16 protein-coding genes are annotated in these 18,926 nt (G+C 36.5%); 6 read left to right on the top strand and 10 right to left on the bottom strand.

Features of this window, described 5'->3' with window-relative positions:
• From csx10 to BC008_RS10275, 7 genes are all read right to left on the bottom strand, one after another.
• Positions 1-1,077 (bottom strand): type III-D CRISPR-associated RAMP protein Csx10 (gene csx10 / locus BC008_RS10305; protein ID WP_058183498.1); only part of this gene is annotated, 1,077 nt, incomplete at its 3' end.
• Positions 1,074-1,805 carry an RAMP superfamily CRISPR-associated protein gene (locus BC008_RS10300; protein ID WP_027844540.1) on the bottom strand — a complete coding sequence of 244 codons (732 nt, stop codon included), beginning with the start codon at positions 1,803-1,805 and terminating at the stop codon, positions 1,074-1,076. The genes csx10 and BC008_RS10300, both read right to left, overlap by 4 nt.
• Positions 1,805-4,228 carry a type III-B CRISPR-associated protein Cas10/Cmr2 gene (gene cas10 / locus BC008_RS10295; protein WP_058183496.1) on the bottom strand — a complete coding sequence of 808 codons (2,424 nt, stop codon included), beginning with the start codon at positions 4,226-4,228 and terminating at the stop codon, positions 1,805-1,807. Before cas10 ends, BC008_RS10300 begins: the two co-directional genes overlap by 1 nt.
• A gap of 40 nt (positions 4,229-4,268) precedes the next feature.
• Positions 4,269-5,186, bottom strand: a complete 918-nt coding sequence (locus BC008_RS10290) for a hypothetical protein (protein ID WP_027844539.1) — start codon at positions 5,184-5,186, stop codon at positions 4,269-4,271.
• A 56-nt stretch (positions 5,187-5,242) separates the two neighbouring features.
• Positions 5,243-5,548, bottom strand: a complete 306-nt coding sequence (locus tag BC008_RS10285; protein WP_027844538.1) for a CRISPR-associated protein Csx3 — start codon at positions 5,546-5,548, stop codon at positions 5,243-5,245.
• Between the two features lie 88 nt (positions 5,549-5,636).
• The gene (locus tag BC008_RS10280; protein WP_027844537.1) at positions 5,637-6,836 is read right to left on the bottom strand and encodes an acyltransferase family protein; all 1,200 of its coding nucleotides are present in this window, start codon (positions 6,834-6,836) and stop codon (positions 5,637-5,639) included.
• Positions 6,837-6,975: 139 nt separating this feature from the next.
• Positions 6,976-7,380 carry a RidA family protein gene (locus BC008_RS10275; RefSeq protein WP_027844536.1) on the bottom strand — a complete coding sequence of 135 codons (405 nt, stop codon included), beginning with the start codon at positions 7,378-7,380 and terminating at the stop codon, positions 6,976-6,978.
• Positions 7,381-7,541: 161 nt separating this feature from the next.
• On the opposite strand from BC008_RS10275, the gene BC008_RS10270 reads away from it, so the two are divergent.
• Positions 7,542-8,180, top strand: coding sequence for a tetratricopeptide repeat protein (locus BC008_RS10270; protein WP_027844535.1), 639 nt, complete (start codon positions 7,542-7,544; stop codon positions 8,178-8,180).
• Positions 8,181-8,526: 346 nt separating this feature from the next.
• Here BC008_RS10270 and BC008_RS10265 read toward each other — a convergent pair whose 3' ends face one another.
• The gene (locus tag BC008_RS10265; protein WP_027844534.1) at positions 8,527-9,699 is read right to left on the bottom strand and encodes a cysteine desulfurase family protein; all 1,173 of its coding nucleotides are present in this window, start codon (positions 9,697-9,699) and stop codon (positions 8,527-8,529) included.
• Positions 9,700-10,005: 306 nt separating this feature from the next.
• Here BC008_RS10265 and BC008_RS10260 point away from each other — a divergent pair, with 306 nt between their 5' ends.
• On the top strand, positions 10,006-11,418 hold the full coding sequence (locus BC008_RS10260; protein ID WP_027844533.1) for a phospholipase D-like domain-containing protein: 1,413 nt from the start codon (positions 10,006-10,008) through the stop codon (positions 11,416-11,418).
• 148 nt (positions 11,419-11,566) lie between these two features.
• On the opposite strand, the gene BC008_RS10255 is transcribed toward BC008_RS10260, so the two are convergent.
• Entirely contained in the window at positions 11,567-13,534 is a 1,968-nt protein-coding gene (locus BC008_RS10255; protein ID WP_027844532.1) for a sensor histidine kinase, read from the bottom strand.
• Between the two features lie 378 nt (positions 13,535-13,912).
• Between BC008_RS10255 and BC008_RS10250 the strand changes: the two genes are divergently transcribed.
• The 3 genes from BC008_RS10250 (at position 13,913) to BC008_RS10240 (ending at position 17,810) form a co-directional block, all read left to right on the top strand.
• Entirely contained in the window at positions 13,913-15,106 is a 1,194-nt protein-coding gene (locus BC008_RS10250; protein WP_027844531.1) for an NAD(P)/FAD-dependent oxidoreductase, read from the top strand.
• A gap of 1,379 nt (positions 15,107-16,485) precedes the next feature.
• A complete protein-coding gene (locus BC008_RS10245; RefSeq protein ID WP_027846879.1) occupies positions 16,486-17,160 on the top strand; it encodes an HAD-IA family hydrolase in 675 nt (224 codons plus the stop codon).
• Positions 17,161-17,315: 155 nt separating this feature from the next.
• On the top strand, positions 17,316-17,810 hold the full coding sequence (locus tag BC008_RS10240) for a hypothetical protein (protein WP_027846880.1): 495 nt from the start codon (positions 17,316-17,318) through the stop codon (positions 17,808-17,810).
• A 17-nt stretch (positions 17,811-17,827) separates the two neighbouring features.
• Here BC008_RS10240 and BC008_RS49395 read toward each other — a convergent pair whose 3' ends face one another.
• Entirely contained in the window at positions 17,828-17,977 is a 150-nt protein-coding gene (locus BC008_RS49395; protein ID WP_161938100.1) for a hypothetical protein, read from the bottom strand.
• A gap of 210 nt (positions 17,978-18,187) precedes the next feature.
• Here BC008_RS49395 and BC008_RS10235 point away from each other — a divergent pair, with 210 nt between their 5' ends.
• Positions 18,188-18,640 carry a VOC family protein gene (locus BC008_RS10235; RefSeq protein ID WP_058183495.1) on the top strand — a complete coding sequence of 151 codons (453 nt, stop codon included), beginning with the start codon at positions 18,188-18,190 and terminating at the stop codon, positions 18,638-18,640.
• Positions 18,641-18,926: the final 286 nt, after the last annotated feature.

Genomic DNA, 18,926 nt, shown 5'->3' with positions numbered 1-18,926 from the left:
ATTTTGGAACACTGCGAGAAGCCATGGAGCATGTCTTGACTTTAGCGTCCTAGCTAACCTGGCGGTTGCTATATCTTCTTCAACACCCGTGAATTGCTGAAGCATATAAGCAGAAATGACAGTAGTACTGCGCCAGTTTTCGGTTAATATTGCGTCTGATTGTAGGTCTAAAGTAAAGTAGTAAGTGCCATTATTTGGTAATTCTTGAATGGGATTACCAAAAATACTCCATGTTTTCCAGCGTTCTTGTAACTGCTTAGTAAATTCCTCTATTTTATTTTGGACGTTAGGTTTGAATTCGACTGGTTTTTGAGCACTAATTTCAACTTTACCTAGTCCCCGTGAAATCGACCCACCCAAACGAAAGCGATACCGACGACTATGAATAAATTCCCAAAGAGAATCTGCTAAATCATCTACAACTATAATTGCTGATTTGTAAATTACAGGTTTAGGATTATTCCCTGTAGACTCTGATTCATTGAGAACTTCAATGCTGTAAAGAATATCTTCTTCAGATGTAGCACGTTTTCTATTAATCCCGACTCGCGTTAAGAGACGTTTATTAACAGATAAACTGTAATATGTTTGTCGATGTCTCGCGTAGAAACCACTGTATGGTTCAACTCTTCCCCCATCGATGGGACAGCTGGGTTCATATACATAACCATAGTGTTCGGAGCAAAAACGGTCTATGAGACTGTCAAAAACTCCGTTGTTTGAAGATTTAGAATTTTTAAAACCTGGTTTTGTTTTAGAACTGAGTGCGGTTAGAGGTAAAACTTTAGTTTCTTCTATTCCACCTTTAGGGACAACTTTACCTTTAGTTTTGATTGATGGATAAGCATTTTGAAATATTGCTGCTTCATCACCAAGAAACAAAGCTTGAAAATCACCACCATTTTCCGTTAGGTCAACAGAACGATGACCGGATTCTTGCAAAATTTGAGCAGCAATTCCACCACGAATCACCGTACCTGAAATATAATCATCAACTTCACTAACTGAACCACCAGGTTTTTGTCTTCCAACAGCAAGGGGTGATAAAGCTTTAATTTCGAGTTCGATCCGTTTCACTTTATCTCTCCTCTTCCTAAGAATTCCCAAACTGCTTCATCTATATCTATTTCGTCGGGTAATTCCCAAGTTAACCATCCCAAACCAGCAGATTTACTTCCCCCCAATGCATTAATATGTCGCAAACCAGACCAAATTAATGCTTCTGCGTAATCGGTTCTTTGTGGTGTCAAGCTTGGTTGAATATGAATCTCACCTGTAAATTCAAGCTTTGCATTTGCGGGAGAAGTTTCTAAAAAATAAAGTTTTTTCTCTTCTGCTGTTTTCCGACGACGGTTGATAGTCACACCAGGACGCAAGACTTCAGGTAAGTTTTCTGGATCTTCAGTGCAAATTAAATCGTCGAATATAACTCGTGAAGGTAAAACTGGATCCCCAAAAATCTGGCTAATTAAACAGTGATATGTTTCTTCGTATCCAGGTACTTTATATTCTGGACGTCGAAACCCATCAGGTGCGTTGTTATTTCGGAAAATCACCATTTTTTCTGGATTGGGAGATTCAGAAATACTCCATCCCAAACCTCGAGCAATTTTTTCACATTCATGACGGAGACGACCTTTTACTTGAGAAGCAGGAATTAGTAAATTACCTTCGGAGTTACGAACAATTGCTTTATCTGCTAGGGAACCAGAAGAACCTCCAGCACCGATACATAAAGCAGTATCAATTATCGCTGCGATCGTATAAGTTTTTATTGAATTAGATAATTGTTGTAGATATATCATCAATTAGTTTTAGTAGTAATAATATTTTGCTTATTTATTCCATTACTTGTTTCATCATTTATTTCAGAATCATCATCTTTGCTAATAAATTCATAGATATCTACAAGTTCGCGCCAAATAGTTTCATAGATTTTCTCTTCTGGTTCAAACATCCAAGGTGCTAAGTTACCTCCATTTGTTTTTGCTGAACACCAAGGGTCTTCAAAATCTTGTTTTAGTAATTTTGAGTTTTCTAGTTTTAATCTGGCTCGGAAATAACGGTAATTTAAAATAGCTGTTTGTTTACCTCTTTCCAGAAAACTACGAATTTGGTAGATTTGTGATTTAGGAAATTCTGCTTTTTTCAAAGCTTGGACTGATTTAATTAATCCCTCCAATTCGTGTAAAGTATAAGGTGCAGCATATAACTTTAGTTTTGCACCGCGTTCTTTAACTAATGCTTTTTTACGAAACTCTTCTATATCAGAAGAAATCATTGTGACTGCTTTTAAGACCAAAAAGTCAACGGTTCCTCCGCAGTAACCAAATTCTGTTTTTTTCAGTCTTTTCGCTCTTTTTTTCGCTGATTTCAGTAATTGTGTAGTTAATTTTTCTGCATAATATACAGGTGTATTGTAAGAAGTAATCAAGACACCACTCGACATACTTAACTTACATTGTGAAGCTGGAGCAGTTTCCCAAGAATAACGATGAATTTTATTTAATTCAGCAGGCTTATTTGTTGATTCAACTCGATACTCATCTTTAATTTCTACATTTGCGATCGCAACTTCTTTCAAAAGAATTTTTTCAAACTGTTCCCCAATCATTTGGGCGATTTCTAAAGCTTTATCTGCAGGAACGATAATGATAATGTCATCCCCACCGATGGTAACTATTTCAAAGGGATGGATTAAATCTCTATTGTTTTTTAATCTTGATGTTGATTCATCAATTCCTTGTAATTTTCTAGGATGAAGCTTATCTGCTAATGCTTGATATACAGAATATTTTGTAGCGTTATCAACATCCTCGCTGAAATTTTGATATTGCTGAGGAGTGCGGATTTTTTGGATATAACCTCCCATATTATTACCATCAGCGTAAATGTAAGCAACAAATCCATTACTGACTTTACCTATGTGGGTTAAAGATGGGGGTGTTTCTACTTTCTCAAGATCGCAATCCTTACAGTACTTTTTATATTGTTCTGGATTTTCTTGCAGAAATATTTCAAATTTGTTCGTCCAATTCTCAATGATTCCTGGTTCCCAATCTAGTTTCAGTTCTTTATACCATTGGGGTGTACCTTGTGTTTCTTTTTTGGCGCGATCGCCAATACATCTCTTTCTAATCGCAGGTTCAGACAAATAAGGTTTTCCGGTAATTAGATCTACTTGAGCGATCGCACTACGCTTTTCCACTCCATCTCGTCTCAGATAAGGATGAGTCTCAAACATTGGTGGATAACGACGAGTGGGACGGTTATCAGTATCATTTCCACTACGACGTTGATTAAATTTAGCAGCTAATTTGGTTGTTAGTTCATTAAAACTTTTACGGTTTTGGAAATTTTCTACAACTTTTTTATCTAATATATTTGAATCATGATTTGAATCATTCTCAATTTTTCCAAAACAAGCTTCTACTATCGGATGTTTGTATTCTTTACGATACTTATCTAACCAAAATGTATCTGTAATATTATCTCGTAATAATCCAAAAGTCACATCAAGTAACTTAAAACAATCCCCAACCGCACAAGAGTTAGCTGTTAAGGTTTCATAAGTATAACGTTTTTCAATTGCATTAGCTAAATCGTCAACAAAAGCAGCTGGACAAAAAGCTAATATATTTCCACCTGTAGAATAGATAATCAGTTCGGGAATTAAAACCTCTGAGAACTTCGATTCATCATCCGATTGTTTGGGAAAGTTCTCATTTAACCAGTTTCTGACCACATTACATTGAGCACTATACTTAGGAGTATTTAATTTAGGGTCATATTTTGGAGTAACACCAAAAAAAGCTGGTAAATCAACCAAATTAATTCTATCTAATAACGCCGAAGCACCACGAATATCTGGTAATTTTGGTGCTTCAAAAACATATTGTTTAACTTTGGTTACACCCCCATAAACCAAACCAATTTTTGATTCCCAAAGTAAAGGATGATTTTCTATCAACTTATTTAACTCATCCAAATTTTTTGGGAAATTTTCTATATCTTCTAATTGTTCTAATCCCTTAACTGCAGTTACAATATCAGATACTTCCTCTGGAATTTCTCCTTCACTCATCAATGCTTTTTGCATTTCTTTCAAGACTTTTAAATCATGCTTAGCTTCTCTTCCTTCACCCCAAGCTAAACACCATGCAATTCCAGTATTAATTTTATTTTGATTAGTTTTATTTGAATTACTTTGCTCTGAATTACTATTCATAAGTCATTATCTTACTATTCTGATATCATCAAATCTGATTTTAACGAGTCATTCCCACTAACAACTCAGCTAAAGCTTTCACCATCTCCCGTCTCGAGACATCCTCACCTCTTTCCAAACGGTGAACGCTACCAATTAAAATCGGCGATTTAGTAATAATATTATCTTCTGTAGCATGTAAATCACTGTGGATAACCGCAACTATTCCCAAACCTAAATCTTCGCAAAACCTCTTCCAATCAGGTATTTTATCTCTTTCTCCTGTCAAAATAACTGCATGTGTCGCCTCACGCATAATTAACTGATTTTCCTCAGTAATTTTCCCACCCACATCAATAATATTTAAAGGTGCATTTGCACTGTGCACCCAACTTGCAGCTTTCTGAGCAAATTCCACAGTAAACTTAGATTTATAAGCGTCCTTCAAACTTCGTGCTAATCCTGGATCCCGTTGTGCTACTTCCGAAAACCAAGAACCTTCACCATCAGGACAAGCAGTTATCACATAGGGATATGGCGCATCTTTAATACTGCTAATTACTTGTTTTAAACCTTCCCGCAGACATGATTTTCCTGATTGTGGGGGACCACAAATAACTACTTTTGGTCCTTGTTTATCTTGTTGTGGTTCTTCCGTTTCAATTAATTCGCCAATTTCATAAGCTGGAGTGTGAGTAATGGCGATGATATAGGTTTTATATCCTTTTCTACCAATTTTTGGATCGAAGATTGCGATCGCACCGTATAAATGAGATAACTTATGTGCTATTAAATAACATACTGGTAAAGATGCAGGACCATCGATTTTTAAAAGTTTACCCCCAGGTATTGCTCCAAATCCAAGCAATTCATCTAAACGTTTTGCTGCATCTTTGACTATCCGATCCCCATTAGCTTTGATAGCACCAAATTTTACTTTGAGAATATCCCCTTCTACATCAATATGATAAGTACTCATAATTAAGTTTCAAAGTTTATGTTTCTCTCAATTTGCACCCCCAAATCAAGTCAAAATCAATCAATTAAGTCTCCCAGCTTATATGCTGGATTGTGAGTGATGCAAGTCACAAATTTACCAATCTTAGGATCGAACACTGCAACTGCACCATAAATATGGCTAACTTTGTGAGCTAAAACAAACGCAACAGGAATAGAAATAGGACCGTTGATTTTGAGTAATTGTCCTCCGGTCATTTCGCCGAGCGAGGTCATTTTCTCTAGTATTTTAGCTGCATCCTTGACAATGTCGTCGTTTTGCGCTGCTTCGCCAAAATTTACCTGCAAAGTTTCATCTTGTAATTCAATGCTGTAGGTGCTCATTGTTGCTCCTCATCTCGACATAGGAACATCATACAAGCATGGTGGAATATGCTATTTCCAAGAAGGAATTATTTATTTTTTGTATTGCTCATGTCGGCTTCAAACCAAAGAAAAATCGCAGTAAACCAATCCTTCTAATAAGTAATTCATAAAGGAAAGCGATCGCAGTCAAAGTAAATGAACTAAGAACAATAAATTTCGCGAAAATTCCTATTTCCCAGGTTGCAATAATAAACCCAATCAATACAATTATGGTTTGATGTAACATATAAAATGGCAAGGATGCTTCACTTAGATACCGTAATGTTGGAGAGCTAAAGCTGAGAAATTTCCTACCCATACCCAAAAATGCTACGATCCAAAACCAGGAATTGAAGGATCTTAAAGTTATCATCAAGGTGTAACCCCACGAACCATAATTTTTGTCCCTCATGAGTTGATTTAGATCTGGTTGCAATAGTAATAGAGTAGTGAATACCGCGAACACCAATGCTGGTATAAAATTTTGATCTACTGCTTGCTCAATTCGCTGCTCCGTAACAATAAAATAACCCCCCAGCAAAAACACCACATAGCTAAAAAGATTCCAACCTCCAGCTGTCCGGAATCCTAACGTTGTTGGGTTAAGGGTAGTTTCTAATAATGCGATCGGTAACCCGAGTAGAAAAATCACCATTGGTTTTTCCAGGATTTTTACCACCGTTCCAATTAGTTTTTCTCCTTTACCTTGTTTGAAATATATAAATAGAGGTAAAAATAAGAGCGAAAATAGAAATAACACTAACAAATACCACAGATGCATTCCCATCCAAGCAAAATTTCCCCCGAATAGATAAAATCCTTGAAAGTAGTAGGGTATGAAGTCCCAAAATGAACCAGAAAATTGTAATCCTCCATCCCATGATGCAACCCCATGACGGGGATTAGTTAAACGTTCTAGGTATACTTGTGGTGGAGATAGGATGAAAATCCCGAAGACTAGAGGAATCAGCAAACGCATACAGCGTTCTTGGACGAATTGTCTTGGGGTACGAAATCTGAGTGCAAAATAGATGCTAGCTCCAGACAAGACAAAAAACAAAGGCATTATCCATTGCAGTAAAATTATGGCAGAAATGCTTGCGATCGCATTAAGCTCATTATTTTTAACGTGCCAAGCTCCAAGATCGAAAAATCGCAGACAGTGGAAAATAAACACTGCAAACGTTCCCATTACTTTGAGTGAGTCAAAGTCGTAACGTCTAACAGGTTTACTTACTCCGAGATTCAATACAGATTCCTGATTCATTCTGACTATTGCAAAAAGTGATTATTTTTTTACTTACACCAATTTGGAGAACCTGTTGCAATGATTTATCGAATTGGTATTATTTAAGAAATAAAAAAGTATAGATAGACACGCGTTTTTCCCATCATCACCCCACCTGTTAACCCATCCGTTGCGAACCAACTATCGCTTCCCCTTCAATTTCCACCAAAAATTCCGGTAAAATCAACCGACTAACTTCAACCATACTGCAAGCAGGTCTGATATCTCGAAAAAACTCTCCATGTGCGCGACCGACTTGCTCCCAATCGTCAATATTAACGACATAAATCCGAGTGCGGACAACATCTGCTAAAGAACTATCCAATCTTTTTAATGCTGACTCAATATTGCGAATAATCTGTATTGTTTGGAGATATGAGTCACCCACACCAACAATATTTCCATCATTATCTGTAGCTGTTGTCCCCGAAACATGGATAATATTACCAACCCGAACAGCACGGGAATATCCGACAATTGGTTCCCAGGTTGTTCCAGTGGATATAATTTGGCGTTCCGTCATAGATTTTTATTTACCCACTCTATTTACCCACTGTCTAAAAGTAGATTAGCAGGATATTCAGTCTTTAAAAAATCAATTCTCAAGTAGGGTGAGTTACAACAAAATAAGCATTTAATATTTATAAATACTTCTAAATACTTCTGTAGGAACAACTTTTTCAGATGAATTTAAATAACTCACTCAATAATTCACTCCATAAGGAATTAGAACGCTACAATGAACTGGTTTCAACTCACCCCGACAACCCTGGAGCTTACGTACAAAGGGGAATGGTCAAATTTAAACTGGCTCAAGTCAACGAATCTATTGCTGACTTTGACGCTGCAGAAAAATTAAAACCAAGTATAACTCCCTATTTATGGCAGCGAGGACTATCCTATTACTATGCTAATAGATTCGCCGAAGGTGCTTCTCAGTTTGAGATAGACTTAACTGTTAATTCCCAAGATGTAGAAGAAACTGTTTGGCGTTATCTTTGCGTAGCTCGTCTTCAAGGGTCAGATGAAGCGCGTAAATCTTTACTTTCTGTAAAAAACGATCCCCGTTTAGTAATGCGTAAAGTTTACGAACTGTATGGAGGGAACTGCTCCACAGAAGATGTATTAAAAATAGGAAATCCTTTCGATAAGCGTTCCAAATTTTATAGTCACCTTTACGTAGGATTATATTTTGAAGCAAGCGATCGCACTGAAGAGGCTCAATCTTATATAACTAAGGCTGTAGACTCCTACCGAATTGATGATTATATGTGGTATTTGGCTCGGGTTCATAAAATTGTGCGTAGTTGGGATAAAAAATAGGAGTTTGTACGAGTACATTCTCCCAAAAATAATTTGAAACTTTTCATAATTCAGCAAAGTAAATCTAATATTTATTCCTATCTCCTACTTTTTTTCTTCTTCAGTTTTCAGCAAAATGATGATTTACGCTTTGTGTGAATTAGAAGCTGAAATAACGTAAATTCGTGATAATAATCACAAACTTGATTTAAGCCAGTTCTTGAAACCCTTGATATCACAAGGCTTAATTTAATTCACATTAGCCGTGATTTACTATTTTTTATTCACACCACAAAAGAAAATCGCGTGTTATTGGTAAAACACGCGATTGCGATCTTAGACTTAGATTTATTAATCAATAATTCCCCTAATTTATACTCTTCGCCAAGGATAATTCTGGTTGCAGTCGTTCTAAAACTTGCTGAAATACCATCGCAACCCAATCTATATCGGCTTCGGTAGTGTAACGTCCCAATGTCATGCGAATAGCACCTAGTGCTACTTGTTCGTCAAAACCCATTGCTAACAAAATAGAACTCGGGTTGAGCTTACCACTACTACAAGCAGCACCAGCGCTAATACCAATTCCAGCTAAATTCATTTGTCTAACCAGAGTTTTTCCACTAATTCTTCCTCCATCAGTTTGCTCCAAACAAAAGCTCACGTGATGGGGTAAGCGTTGAATTAAATCGCCGGTAGGTATTAACCCAGGAATATCAGCCAACTGAGCGAACAACCTATTTCTCAACTCAATTAGCCTTGGCGTTTCGAGGGATAATTCTTGGGCTGCTAATTCCGCAGCAGTTCCAAATCCAGCAATGATAGGAGTTGCTTGGGTTCCGGAACGCAAACGCGCTTCTTGACCGCCCCCTAAGACCAAGGGAATCAACTCTACCCCCGGACGCACATATAATGCACCTGCTCCCTGCGGTCCATAAATTTTATGACTGGAAATGCTCAATAAATCCACTGATGTTTTTTGGACGTCGATTGGTAAACGTCCTGCAGCTTGTACGGCATCAGTATGAAATAAAATATTTGCACTGCGAGCAATCTTACCTAATTCTTCAATTGGTTGTACTGTTCCAACTTCACTTTGTCCGTAGATGACCGAAATCAGAACAGTGTTATCCTGCAAAGCTGCTTTCAAATCAAGGGGATTAACTCTACCTTTAGCATCGACCGCCAAACGCGTTACTTCCCAACCCCATTTTTCAAGTAATCTTACTGGTTCAGAAACCGCAGAATGCTCCACACTGGAAATGATTATATGTTGGGGTTCGGTATACCAACGAGCAACGCCCATAATCGCGAGATTATCAGCTTCGGTACCTCCACTGGTAAAAATCATTGATTCAGCGGGCGCATTAATTAAAGCAGCAACCTGCATCCTTGCTTGCTCTACCACTGTTGCTGCACGTTGTCCCCACTCATGCAAGCTGGATGGGTTTCCCCATTGATTGGTCATTACTGCTTGCATCGTGGTTATAGCTTCCCGACGGGTAGGGGTGGTGGCGCTGTAGTCTAAATAAACTTGCATAAAAATATGAGTGAAAACATATGCTGGCAACAGGCTGTCTCTATTCTCAGCTTACATAGTTAATCGAGCAAATTCTGAGAATTTTTTTATAGTTCACGATTATTAGTGGGTAAGAGGACGTTTCTCTTAGTATGAGAAATATTTTTTCAATTTAGCTAGAAAGTTTATATTTTGATAACCCATCAGGGTATTAGCCTGAAGTTTTAATCAAGATAGCTGAGTTTATTTGTGAGTGGGTACTTAGTAAATGTCTAAATTGGGAACTATAAGAGTAATTCACTACTAACTAATTTTTAGCAGAATACTGTGCATCTGTTTTATAACTACAAACATTATTCCCAAATCTTTTTGTTGTTTTTTCTTCTCGCTGGTTGTCGACAAATCCATTCTCCCAAGAAACTGCAACAACAACTACCTCAAGATAAATTTGTTCAAGTTTACTTTAACCATTCAACTGCCTCTGAGTATCGAGAACAATATCGGATGCAAACCCGATATGGAGATAATTTAGAAAAACAAATTATAAATGTTATTTCCGAGGCAAAAAATAGTATAGATGTTGCAGTTCAGGAGCTACGTTTGCCAAAAGTAGCTGAAGCATTAGTTGATAGATATAGGGTAGGTGTCAAAGTAAGAATTATTCTCGAAAATAAATATAGCCGCCCTTGGAGTAGTTTTACATCCACAGAAATTGCATCTTTACCACAAAGAGAGCGCCAACGCTATCAAGATTTCAAAAATTTTGCAGATATTAACAATAATGGCAAACTTAGTCAGGATGAAATTGCTCAAAGAGATGCTTTATTGATATTAAAAAATGCCAAAATCCCTATTATTGATGATACTGAAGATGGTTCTAAGGGTAGTGGTTTAATGCATCATAAATTTGTAGTTGTGGACAACAGATTTGTGATTATAACCTCTAGTAATTTAACTTTAAGTGGTATCCACGGTGACTATAGTAATCCTAATAGTTTGGGTAATATAAATAATTTATTGAAAATAGATAGCCCTAAATTAGCTACTTTATTTACAGAAGAATTTAATTTCATGTGGGGTGATGGAGTTGGAGGAAAAAAGGATAGTAAATTTGGGATTAAAAAGCCTTTGAGAAAAGCAAAAAAAATTATCTTAGGTAATAATAGAATTACAGTTAAATTTTCACCGATTGCTCGTAGTAATGATTGGATTGAAACTAGCAATGGTTTAATCGATGCAAGCCTAAAGTCTGCTGGAGAATCCATCGATATGGCATTATTTGTATTTTCTGCTCAGCAACTAGCAGATACTTTGAAATGGCAAAATAAAAATAATGTAAAAATTAGAGCTTTAATTGAAAAAGACTTTGCTTATCGTTCCTACAGCGAAGCCTTAGATATGTTGGGTATTGCTATTAAAAGAAAATGTAAATATGAACCAGAAAATAATCCCTGGGAGAACCCGATCAATACAGTCGGAGTCCCTCTATTACCAAAAGGTGATTTACTGCATCATAAGTTTGCAATTGTAGATAAAAAATTAGTAATTACGGGTTCTCACAATTGGTCGGAAGCAGCTAATTATAAAAATGACGAAACTGTTTTGGTGATAGATAGCCCTCAAGTTGCTGCTCATTACGTTCGAGAGTTTGAGCGACTTTATACCAATGCAATATTTGATATTCCAAAAAAAATATACAAAACTGTGGAACAACAAACAAGAAAATGTACAAATAAATAAACTACCAATCAATTTAAAAGTTTCTTGATACAAGCATAACAATCAAACATAATCGCGATCCCACAAAATCAATGAAATGAACTGGATTCCTATTTATTGTCAAAGTGGTAGAAACCCTGCAATTAAGCTACCGAAAAAATTATTGACTCTATGATGTTGTGACTTGTGTAATTGGGATTTTAATTATAAAATCAGTCCCTTCACCAAGTCGAGATAAGCACTCTAATTTTCCATGATGCTTTTCTACAATTATTTGATGGCTAATTGCTAATCCTAATCCGGTTCCTTTTCCCACTTCTTTGGTCGTAAAGAAAGGGTCAAATAGTCTGGAGATAATTTTTCCTGGTATCCCAGGTCCATTATCTGCTATGCAAATAGTTACAGATTTAGAGTCTAAAGTCTGAGTAGAGATCCGAATCTGACTTTTTGTAGTTTTAACATCTCTGGTTGATAAACCCGCACTGTTTTCGTGCTTACCCTCGTGCTCATATTCATCGAAAGCATCAATTGCATTACTGATTAAATTCATGAATACTTGATTGAGTTGACCCGGATAACATTCAACTAGAGGTAATTTCCCATATTCTTTGATAATCTCAATCCCAGAAGATTCCGGCTTTACCTTCAAACGATTTTGAAGAATCATTAAGGTATTATCAATACCTTCATGGATATCTGCTTGCTTATATTCGGATTCGTCAAGACGAGAGAAGTTACGTAGGGATTTAACTATTTCACGAATACGTAGAGAACCAACCTTCATTGAAGTTAAAAGTTTGGGGAGATCTTCATTGAGAAAATCTAAATCTATTGAATCTACTTCTTCTTGAACTTTAGTTGTAGGCTCAGGATATTCTTCTTGGTAAATTTCTACTAATCTTAGGAGATCTTGAGTATATTCGTGAGCATATGTGAGATTACCATGGATAAAGTTTACAGGATTATTGATCTCATGGGCAATGCCTGCAACTAACTGTCCCAAGCTAGACATTTTCTCATTTTGAATCAATTGACCTTGAGTTTTTTTAAGTTCCCTGAGAGTTTTTTCCAGAATGAAATTTTTCTCAATTAGTTCCTGAGTTCGCTTCTCTACTTTTTCTTCCAAATTATCGTTGTAGGATTCTAATTTTTGATTGGTGTTGATTTGTTCTGCTAAGAGTTCTTTAACCTTAAAAATCATTTGGTTGAAAGAAGTTGCTAAAACACCCACTTCGTCTGCAGTATTTATAGAAGCTTGTAAGTCAAAATTTGATTTTTGTGTAACTTCTTTGGCTATATGAGTTAAATCTTTCAGAGGTCGAGAAATACTTATGCTGATGTAATATGCAAACAATATTGCCAATATTGTCGATAAAGAAATGCTAATAAACGCAATCCAAAACTGAATTTGATCGGTATTGTTTATAAACTCCTCTGCTTCAAGATAGTGATTGTCGGAAATTTTTACCAAGTCGGTTAAATCATCTGAGATACCATCAAACTTCAGTGCTAAAGGACTGTTAGTAAAATCCAGTAGTAACTTTTGAGCAGTTGCAATTTTTTCTGGTGAGTCTAAATTAGAGGAATCTATCTTTTGTAAAATATTACGTATTTCTTGGAAATAAGCTTTTGGAATACCTCGATAAGTTTGGAGTAAATTAGGAATTCCATCAGTATGCGCTTCATGATCTTCACCTTTTGTATTGGTATGAGAGACAAAAGATTTGATTTCAGACCAAGTTTTTCTCACTGTTGCTGCATGCTCAAGAAAATGGGAATATTCATCTTCTAAGTCTTTTGGCTGATTTACTAATGGAATAAACTGTTGTTGATGGGTTCGTGACTGCAAAATTGAAGCTTGCAATCTCCGAACTATTTCTACTTGTTCGTGAGCATGCTGTTCTTTTTGACGGGCTTTACTTTTGTAATGATTGGATACGATAATCCCTGATATGGTACCGCATATGGCTATACTGATAGCTATACCATATCCAAAACCAATTTTCTGGCTAACATTCAGTTGGTTCAGGAATTTGCGACAATTATCTTTTAAAGGTTGAGAAATATTCGAATTCTTACTATATCTGAATCTATTAATGATACTTTTTAAGTCAGTATTTCCCGATTGATTAAGCATATAATATTTTACGCATTTTTAGTCCTATTTATTATTCCCAGGACGACATCGATTTTTATAATTAAATTAAATTTTCATACTTTATAAGGACATTTATGTTCATAAATTGAGGGAACTACTGAGTTAAAATATAATTTTTAGTTGGAGTGACAACCCCGTTTTATATTTCAAAATTGATTTAAATATTTGACCTCAAAGTATAATAAGTTACTTTGCTTGACAGTGTTCTGATATTGAAAATAAATCTGGACCACTAAATGAGCGCTTAAAATCAAACTCATTTTCCTAGGTTTAAAGCCTAGATGATGGCAAAAAATAGTCACAAATCATTAGACTTAAAGTAACTTACCAATGCTATGGGAAAAATAAATTAGATTAATGAGCGAACAACCTGCTAAAATTTGTATCCTCGGTGGTGGCTTTGGTGGTCTTTATACTGCCTTAAGGCTGAGTAAATTTACTTGGGATGATGGACGAAAGCCAGAAATCGTGCTAGTGGATAAAAGCGATCGCTTCCTGTTTTTACCACTTCTTTATGAACTTCTGACAGGAGAGTTGCAAACTTGGGAAATTGCTCCTCCCTTTGAAGAACTGTTGCAAAATACTGGAGTACGCTTTTATCAAAGTGAGGTATCTGGAATTGATCTGGAGCAAAATCGAGTGCATTTACAAAACGGTCCAGAAATATCTTACGACCGTCTAGTTTTAGCTTTGGGGGGAGAAACACCTTTAGATATAGTTCCTGGAGCAACATCCTATGCTTATCCATTCCGTAGTATCGCTGATACTTACCGCTTAGAAGAACGTCTGCGAATATTAGAGGAATCTGACGCGGACAAAATTCGAGTAGCAATTGTTGGTGGTGGTTATAGTGGTGTAGAGTTAGCTTGTAAATTAGCCGATAGACTTGGAAAACGGGGAAGATTTCGGTTGGTTGAAATGAGCGACCAAATTTTACAAACTTCTACTGAGTTTAACCGGGAAGCAGCCAAAAAAGCTTTGGATAGCCGTGGTATATTTATCGATTTAGAAACTAAAGTCGAGTCTATCGCTAAAGATAATATTTCTTTGGAATATAAGGGTCAGATAGATACAATTCCTGTAGATTTAGTACTTTGGACTGTTGGTACTAAGGTTATACCCATAGTTCAAGATCTTCCTTTGAAAAAAAATCAGCGCGGTCAAATTACAACGCTTCCAACTTTGCAAGTTCACGACCATCCAGAAATATTTGCTTTGGGCGATCTTGCAGATTGTTTGGATGCTGATGGTCAGCAAATACCAGCAACAGCTCAAGCCGCTTTTCAGGAATCAGATTTCGTTGCTTGGAACATCTGGGGGTCTCTTACTAATCGTCCTTTACTTCCTTTCCGTTACACGCAACTGGGCGAACTTATGTCTTTGGGTGTAGATAATGCGACACTAAGTGGTTTGGGGATCAAGATTGAAGGAACTTTAGGATATGTTGCTCGACGCTTACTTTATTTGTATCGCTTACCGACCTTAGAGCATCAATTAAAAGTCGGTTTTAATTGGTTAGTAGCTCCGATTATCGATAATATCCAGGATTAAGGTGACATGATTTGCTGTAAAAAATCATAATAAAAACTACGAACCTGTAGAGCTTTTTTAACCATAAATTACTTCGTATCAAGAATTACATTTGGTAAGGTTGACATATTTAGCAGGTAAAATTTCTTGGTGAAGAGAAGACATGGTTTGAAGAGCTTTCCATAAATTCCCATAAAGATTAGTACCATAAGATTTCACCAGCAGGGGCGCAGCACATTGCGCCTCAAATCTTAAGTTATAGCAACATAAACNACAGATAGATTTTGTAGAGACGTTGCATGCAACGTCTCTACCGGAGAATCTGTTGCAATGATTTATTGAATTGGTATTAGTTTAGAACATATTTTACTTACGCGTAGCGTTATATTTTTCTTCTGGATATTCTTGGTTTTTGTCCGGATGAAAAATTTTGTTGGTTGAATCACTCTGTAATAAACATCTTTTGCAAATCCATGTGCTGGGGAATATACAGTAATAATCAATACTGTATTCAGATTTAATCTACTTTGGTAATTTACTTTAGTAATTTATTTTGGATTTTTTGTCAGATTATTGCGGTACTATTGAACCAATTTTTGGCTTATTGATTCTTAGTTCCTAGTAATTTATTTTTGGTCTGACCACACTTTTATGTCTTTGGTTTAATTCATTTTTAATAGCTGGCTAAATAGAATGAGAAAAAATATTAGCAAATGAAAACAAAGTTTATTTAAGTTTGAGATTTATTTGTCCTATAATTGCCACCTGTAGGTTATTGCAACAGAGTGAAGTATATATATCCCCATGAAAATACATGATTGTGTGTTTTTAGGATATTGATGTACCTCACTAATACGAGCAAAATTTTGAATATAGCTTTGACACAAAGTCCGCTCTAATTCTGAGATTTATATTTTGGGAACTAGATGTTGGAAGCGATATATTGGGATTCAGATTTTAGGATTCAGATTTTAGGATTCAGGATTCAGAGTTTAGATTTTAGGATTCAGATTTTAGGATTTAGAATTCAGAATTTAGATTTTGATAGTTAAATATTTAAAAGTTAAATTTTGAAGATTAAACTTGGAAGATTCAATAACTGAAGATTTAATTATGTTGTAATAAAACTGAATACTGGTGATGTAATAAATTTCTGTACTGGATAATGCAACAAAATTTTTTGATTTTTGCGAAAATTACTTGCATTTATGTTCCAATATGGTGGATATAAGAATATTTGCAATCTACCACGCAGACATAAATGTTACTTTGTAGTAATTTTTATGAGCTATCTAAACTACATCCAATTTAAAAACTTGATTTTTACTCAAAGGTAAACTGCGGTTCTGGATAGATTTAGGGTTTATTTTAATTTGCAGATTATTAATATGGAACGTAGCATGAAACGACCGAAAGTAATTTTTGTAGACGCAGTTGGGACATTATTTGGTGTCAAAGGTGGTGTGGGAGAAATTTACTCCGAAATTGCGCGAGATTTTGAAGTGGAAGTTTCTTCACAAGTATTAGACAAAGCTTTTACTGATAGCTTTAAAGCTGCAACATCACCTATATTCCCAGATGCAGATGAAAAAGATATTCCCCAACTGGAATTTGAATGGTGGAAGGACATTGCTGCTCAAACTTTTGAAAAAGCAGGAGTAATCAAACAATTTCCTGATTTTGGTGAATTTTTTAGCGAGCTTTACATTCACTTTGGAACTGCAGAAGCTTGGTTTGTTTATCCTGATGTGATACCGGCTTTGATTAACTGGCGACGTATGGGAATCGAATTGGGGGTATTATCTAATTTTGATTCTCGGATTTATTCGGTTTTACAAGCCCTCGAACTTCGAGAGTTTTTTGGTTCAGTTACTATTTGTAGCCAGGTTGGTGCTGCAAAACCCGATCCTGAAATTTTTGCGATCGCTCTATCCAAACATAACTGTTCTCCCCAAGCTGCATGGCATATTGGTGATGATGTCAACCATGACTATGAGGGAGCTAAATCAGCAGGGGTACGAGGTATCTGGATCAATCGCAGTAATGCAGGTCAAAAGTTAAAAGTTAAAAGTTAAAAATAAAAAGTGAATAAGAAAGCAAACAAAAATATTTTCCCTGTTTCTTGTTTCCTGTTCCCCATACTTCATCAAACATAAGAATTTGTAACTTATAATTCCCCCAAATTTCAAGACTTAAACGTAAAATTTATACAGGTGTATGGGGTATTGATATGAAACATCTCTTATATATAGCATCGGCTGTACTAGGCTGCTCTTTGATGAATTGGGTATTGTTTGGAAAACCAGCACAAGCTCAAGTTGCTTATGGGAGTTATGTAGGTGTTGGTCCAACTGTGGGACTTTCCGATGGTGGTCAAGTTGGGGGAGTTATTGCTGGTCGTTATAAGCTGTTAAAAGCGCCAGTTTCTTTTCGCGCTCAAGCTTTAATTGGTAAAAATACTGCTATTGTCCCAACAGTTTCTTATGATTTTCCTTTAGATTGGCAAACTGATGCTTACGTGGGAGCAGGATTAGCCTTAGCTGGTGGTGATACACCCTCACCTGTTGGGAATAAAGTCAGCTTTGCAGTACAACCTGGAGTTGATTACATGGTACCCAATAGCAATACTGTGATTTTTGGCAATGCAATTATTGCTTTTGATGCTTATCGCAATAGTAGCGGTGCTGCTGTTTCAGTTCAAGGTGGTGTAGGTTTGAGATTTTAAGGTTGACGATAGCGTCGTTAACATAAAATCCATAGCAAAGCTTCAATCGCCTTAAATATCGCGGCTTCCATTTGAATCAAATACATTTTTATATTCCCATTCTGTAGAGACGTTGCAGAGCCTGCGGCGTCGGCGTTAGCCTCTGCAACGTCTCTACAAAGCGTCATGCACTGCACTCAACCCAAAACCTCTATATAGCTGAATTACCAGATATTTGAGAAAGCTTCTTTGAGTACAAAATCAAACATATGAATTTTTGTAACTGAGTATGGACATGCTAGTGCATTAGTACTAAAAAGAAAGCGTGAGGGTTATTTGCGTTCACCCTCACGTTTTTTCAATATTCAATATTCAATTTGTCTTATTCTTCAACAATCATGACACAACAACAGTCCAACACCATAACCCCACATCTTATAGTTAACGATGCAGCATCCGCCATCGAATTCTACAAACAAGCTTTTGGTGCAGAAGAAAAATATCGCATGCTCACACCAGACAAACAGAAAATCATGCACGCAGAGTTGCAAATCGGTAACTCAATCATCTTTCTCAATGATGAATTTCCTGATTGCGGTCGTCTCTCAGCAAAAACTTTAAATGCTTCTCCTGTGGGTATTCATTTGCAAATTGATGACGCAGATCTGTGGTTTGAGCGAGCTGTAAATGCAGGAGCAAAAGTAACAATGGCTTTAGAAAACGCCTTCTGGGGCGATAGATATGGTATGGTTGTAGACCCATTCGGTCATAATTGGTCAATCAGTTCTCATGTGGAAGAGCTTTCCAGTGAAGAGATTCAGCGACGCGCAGCTTTAGAATTTGCGAGTTAATACCCCAAATTCCTCCCCTTTGGATTTATATGTAGATGATGTAGAGACGTTGCATGCAACGTCTCTACCGTTTCTAGTTCCCAGGGTGACCCTGGGAACCAGGATCTAGAGCCTCTGGCTCTTATCTTAGGGATTTTCAAAAAATAATTTATATAACATTTATTACCCGTAGGGGCGCACCGATGTGCGCCCAAGCGACCTGCACTCTAACTAGGGCTTGCTGAATAAATACAAAAAGGTGATGGTTAATACATTATCAGACCCAAGGAATATATTCAGATGCAAG

It is taken from the genome of Mastigocoleus testarum BC008 (genome assembly GCF_001456025.1).
Lineage (GTDB): Bacteria > Cyanobacteriota > Cyanobacteriia > Cyanobacteriales > Nostocaceae > Mastigocoleus > Mastigocoleus testarum.
The sequence above is the reverse complement of the archived record's forward strand: the minus strand, read 5'-3'. Positions and strand labels throughout refer to the sequence as shown.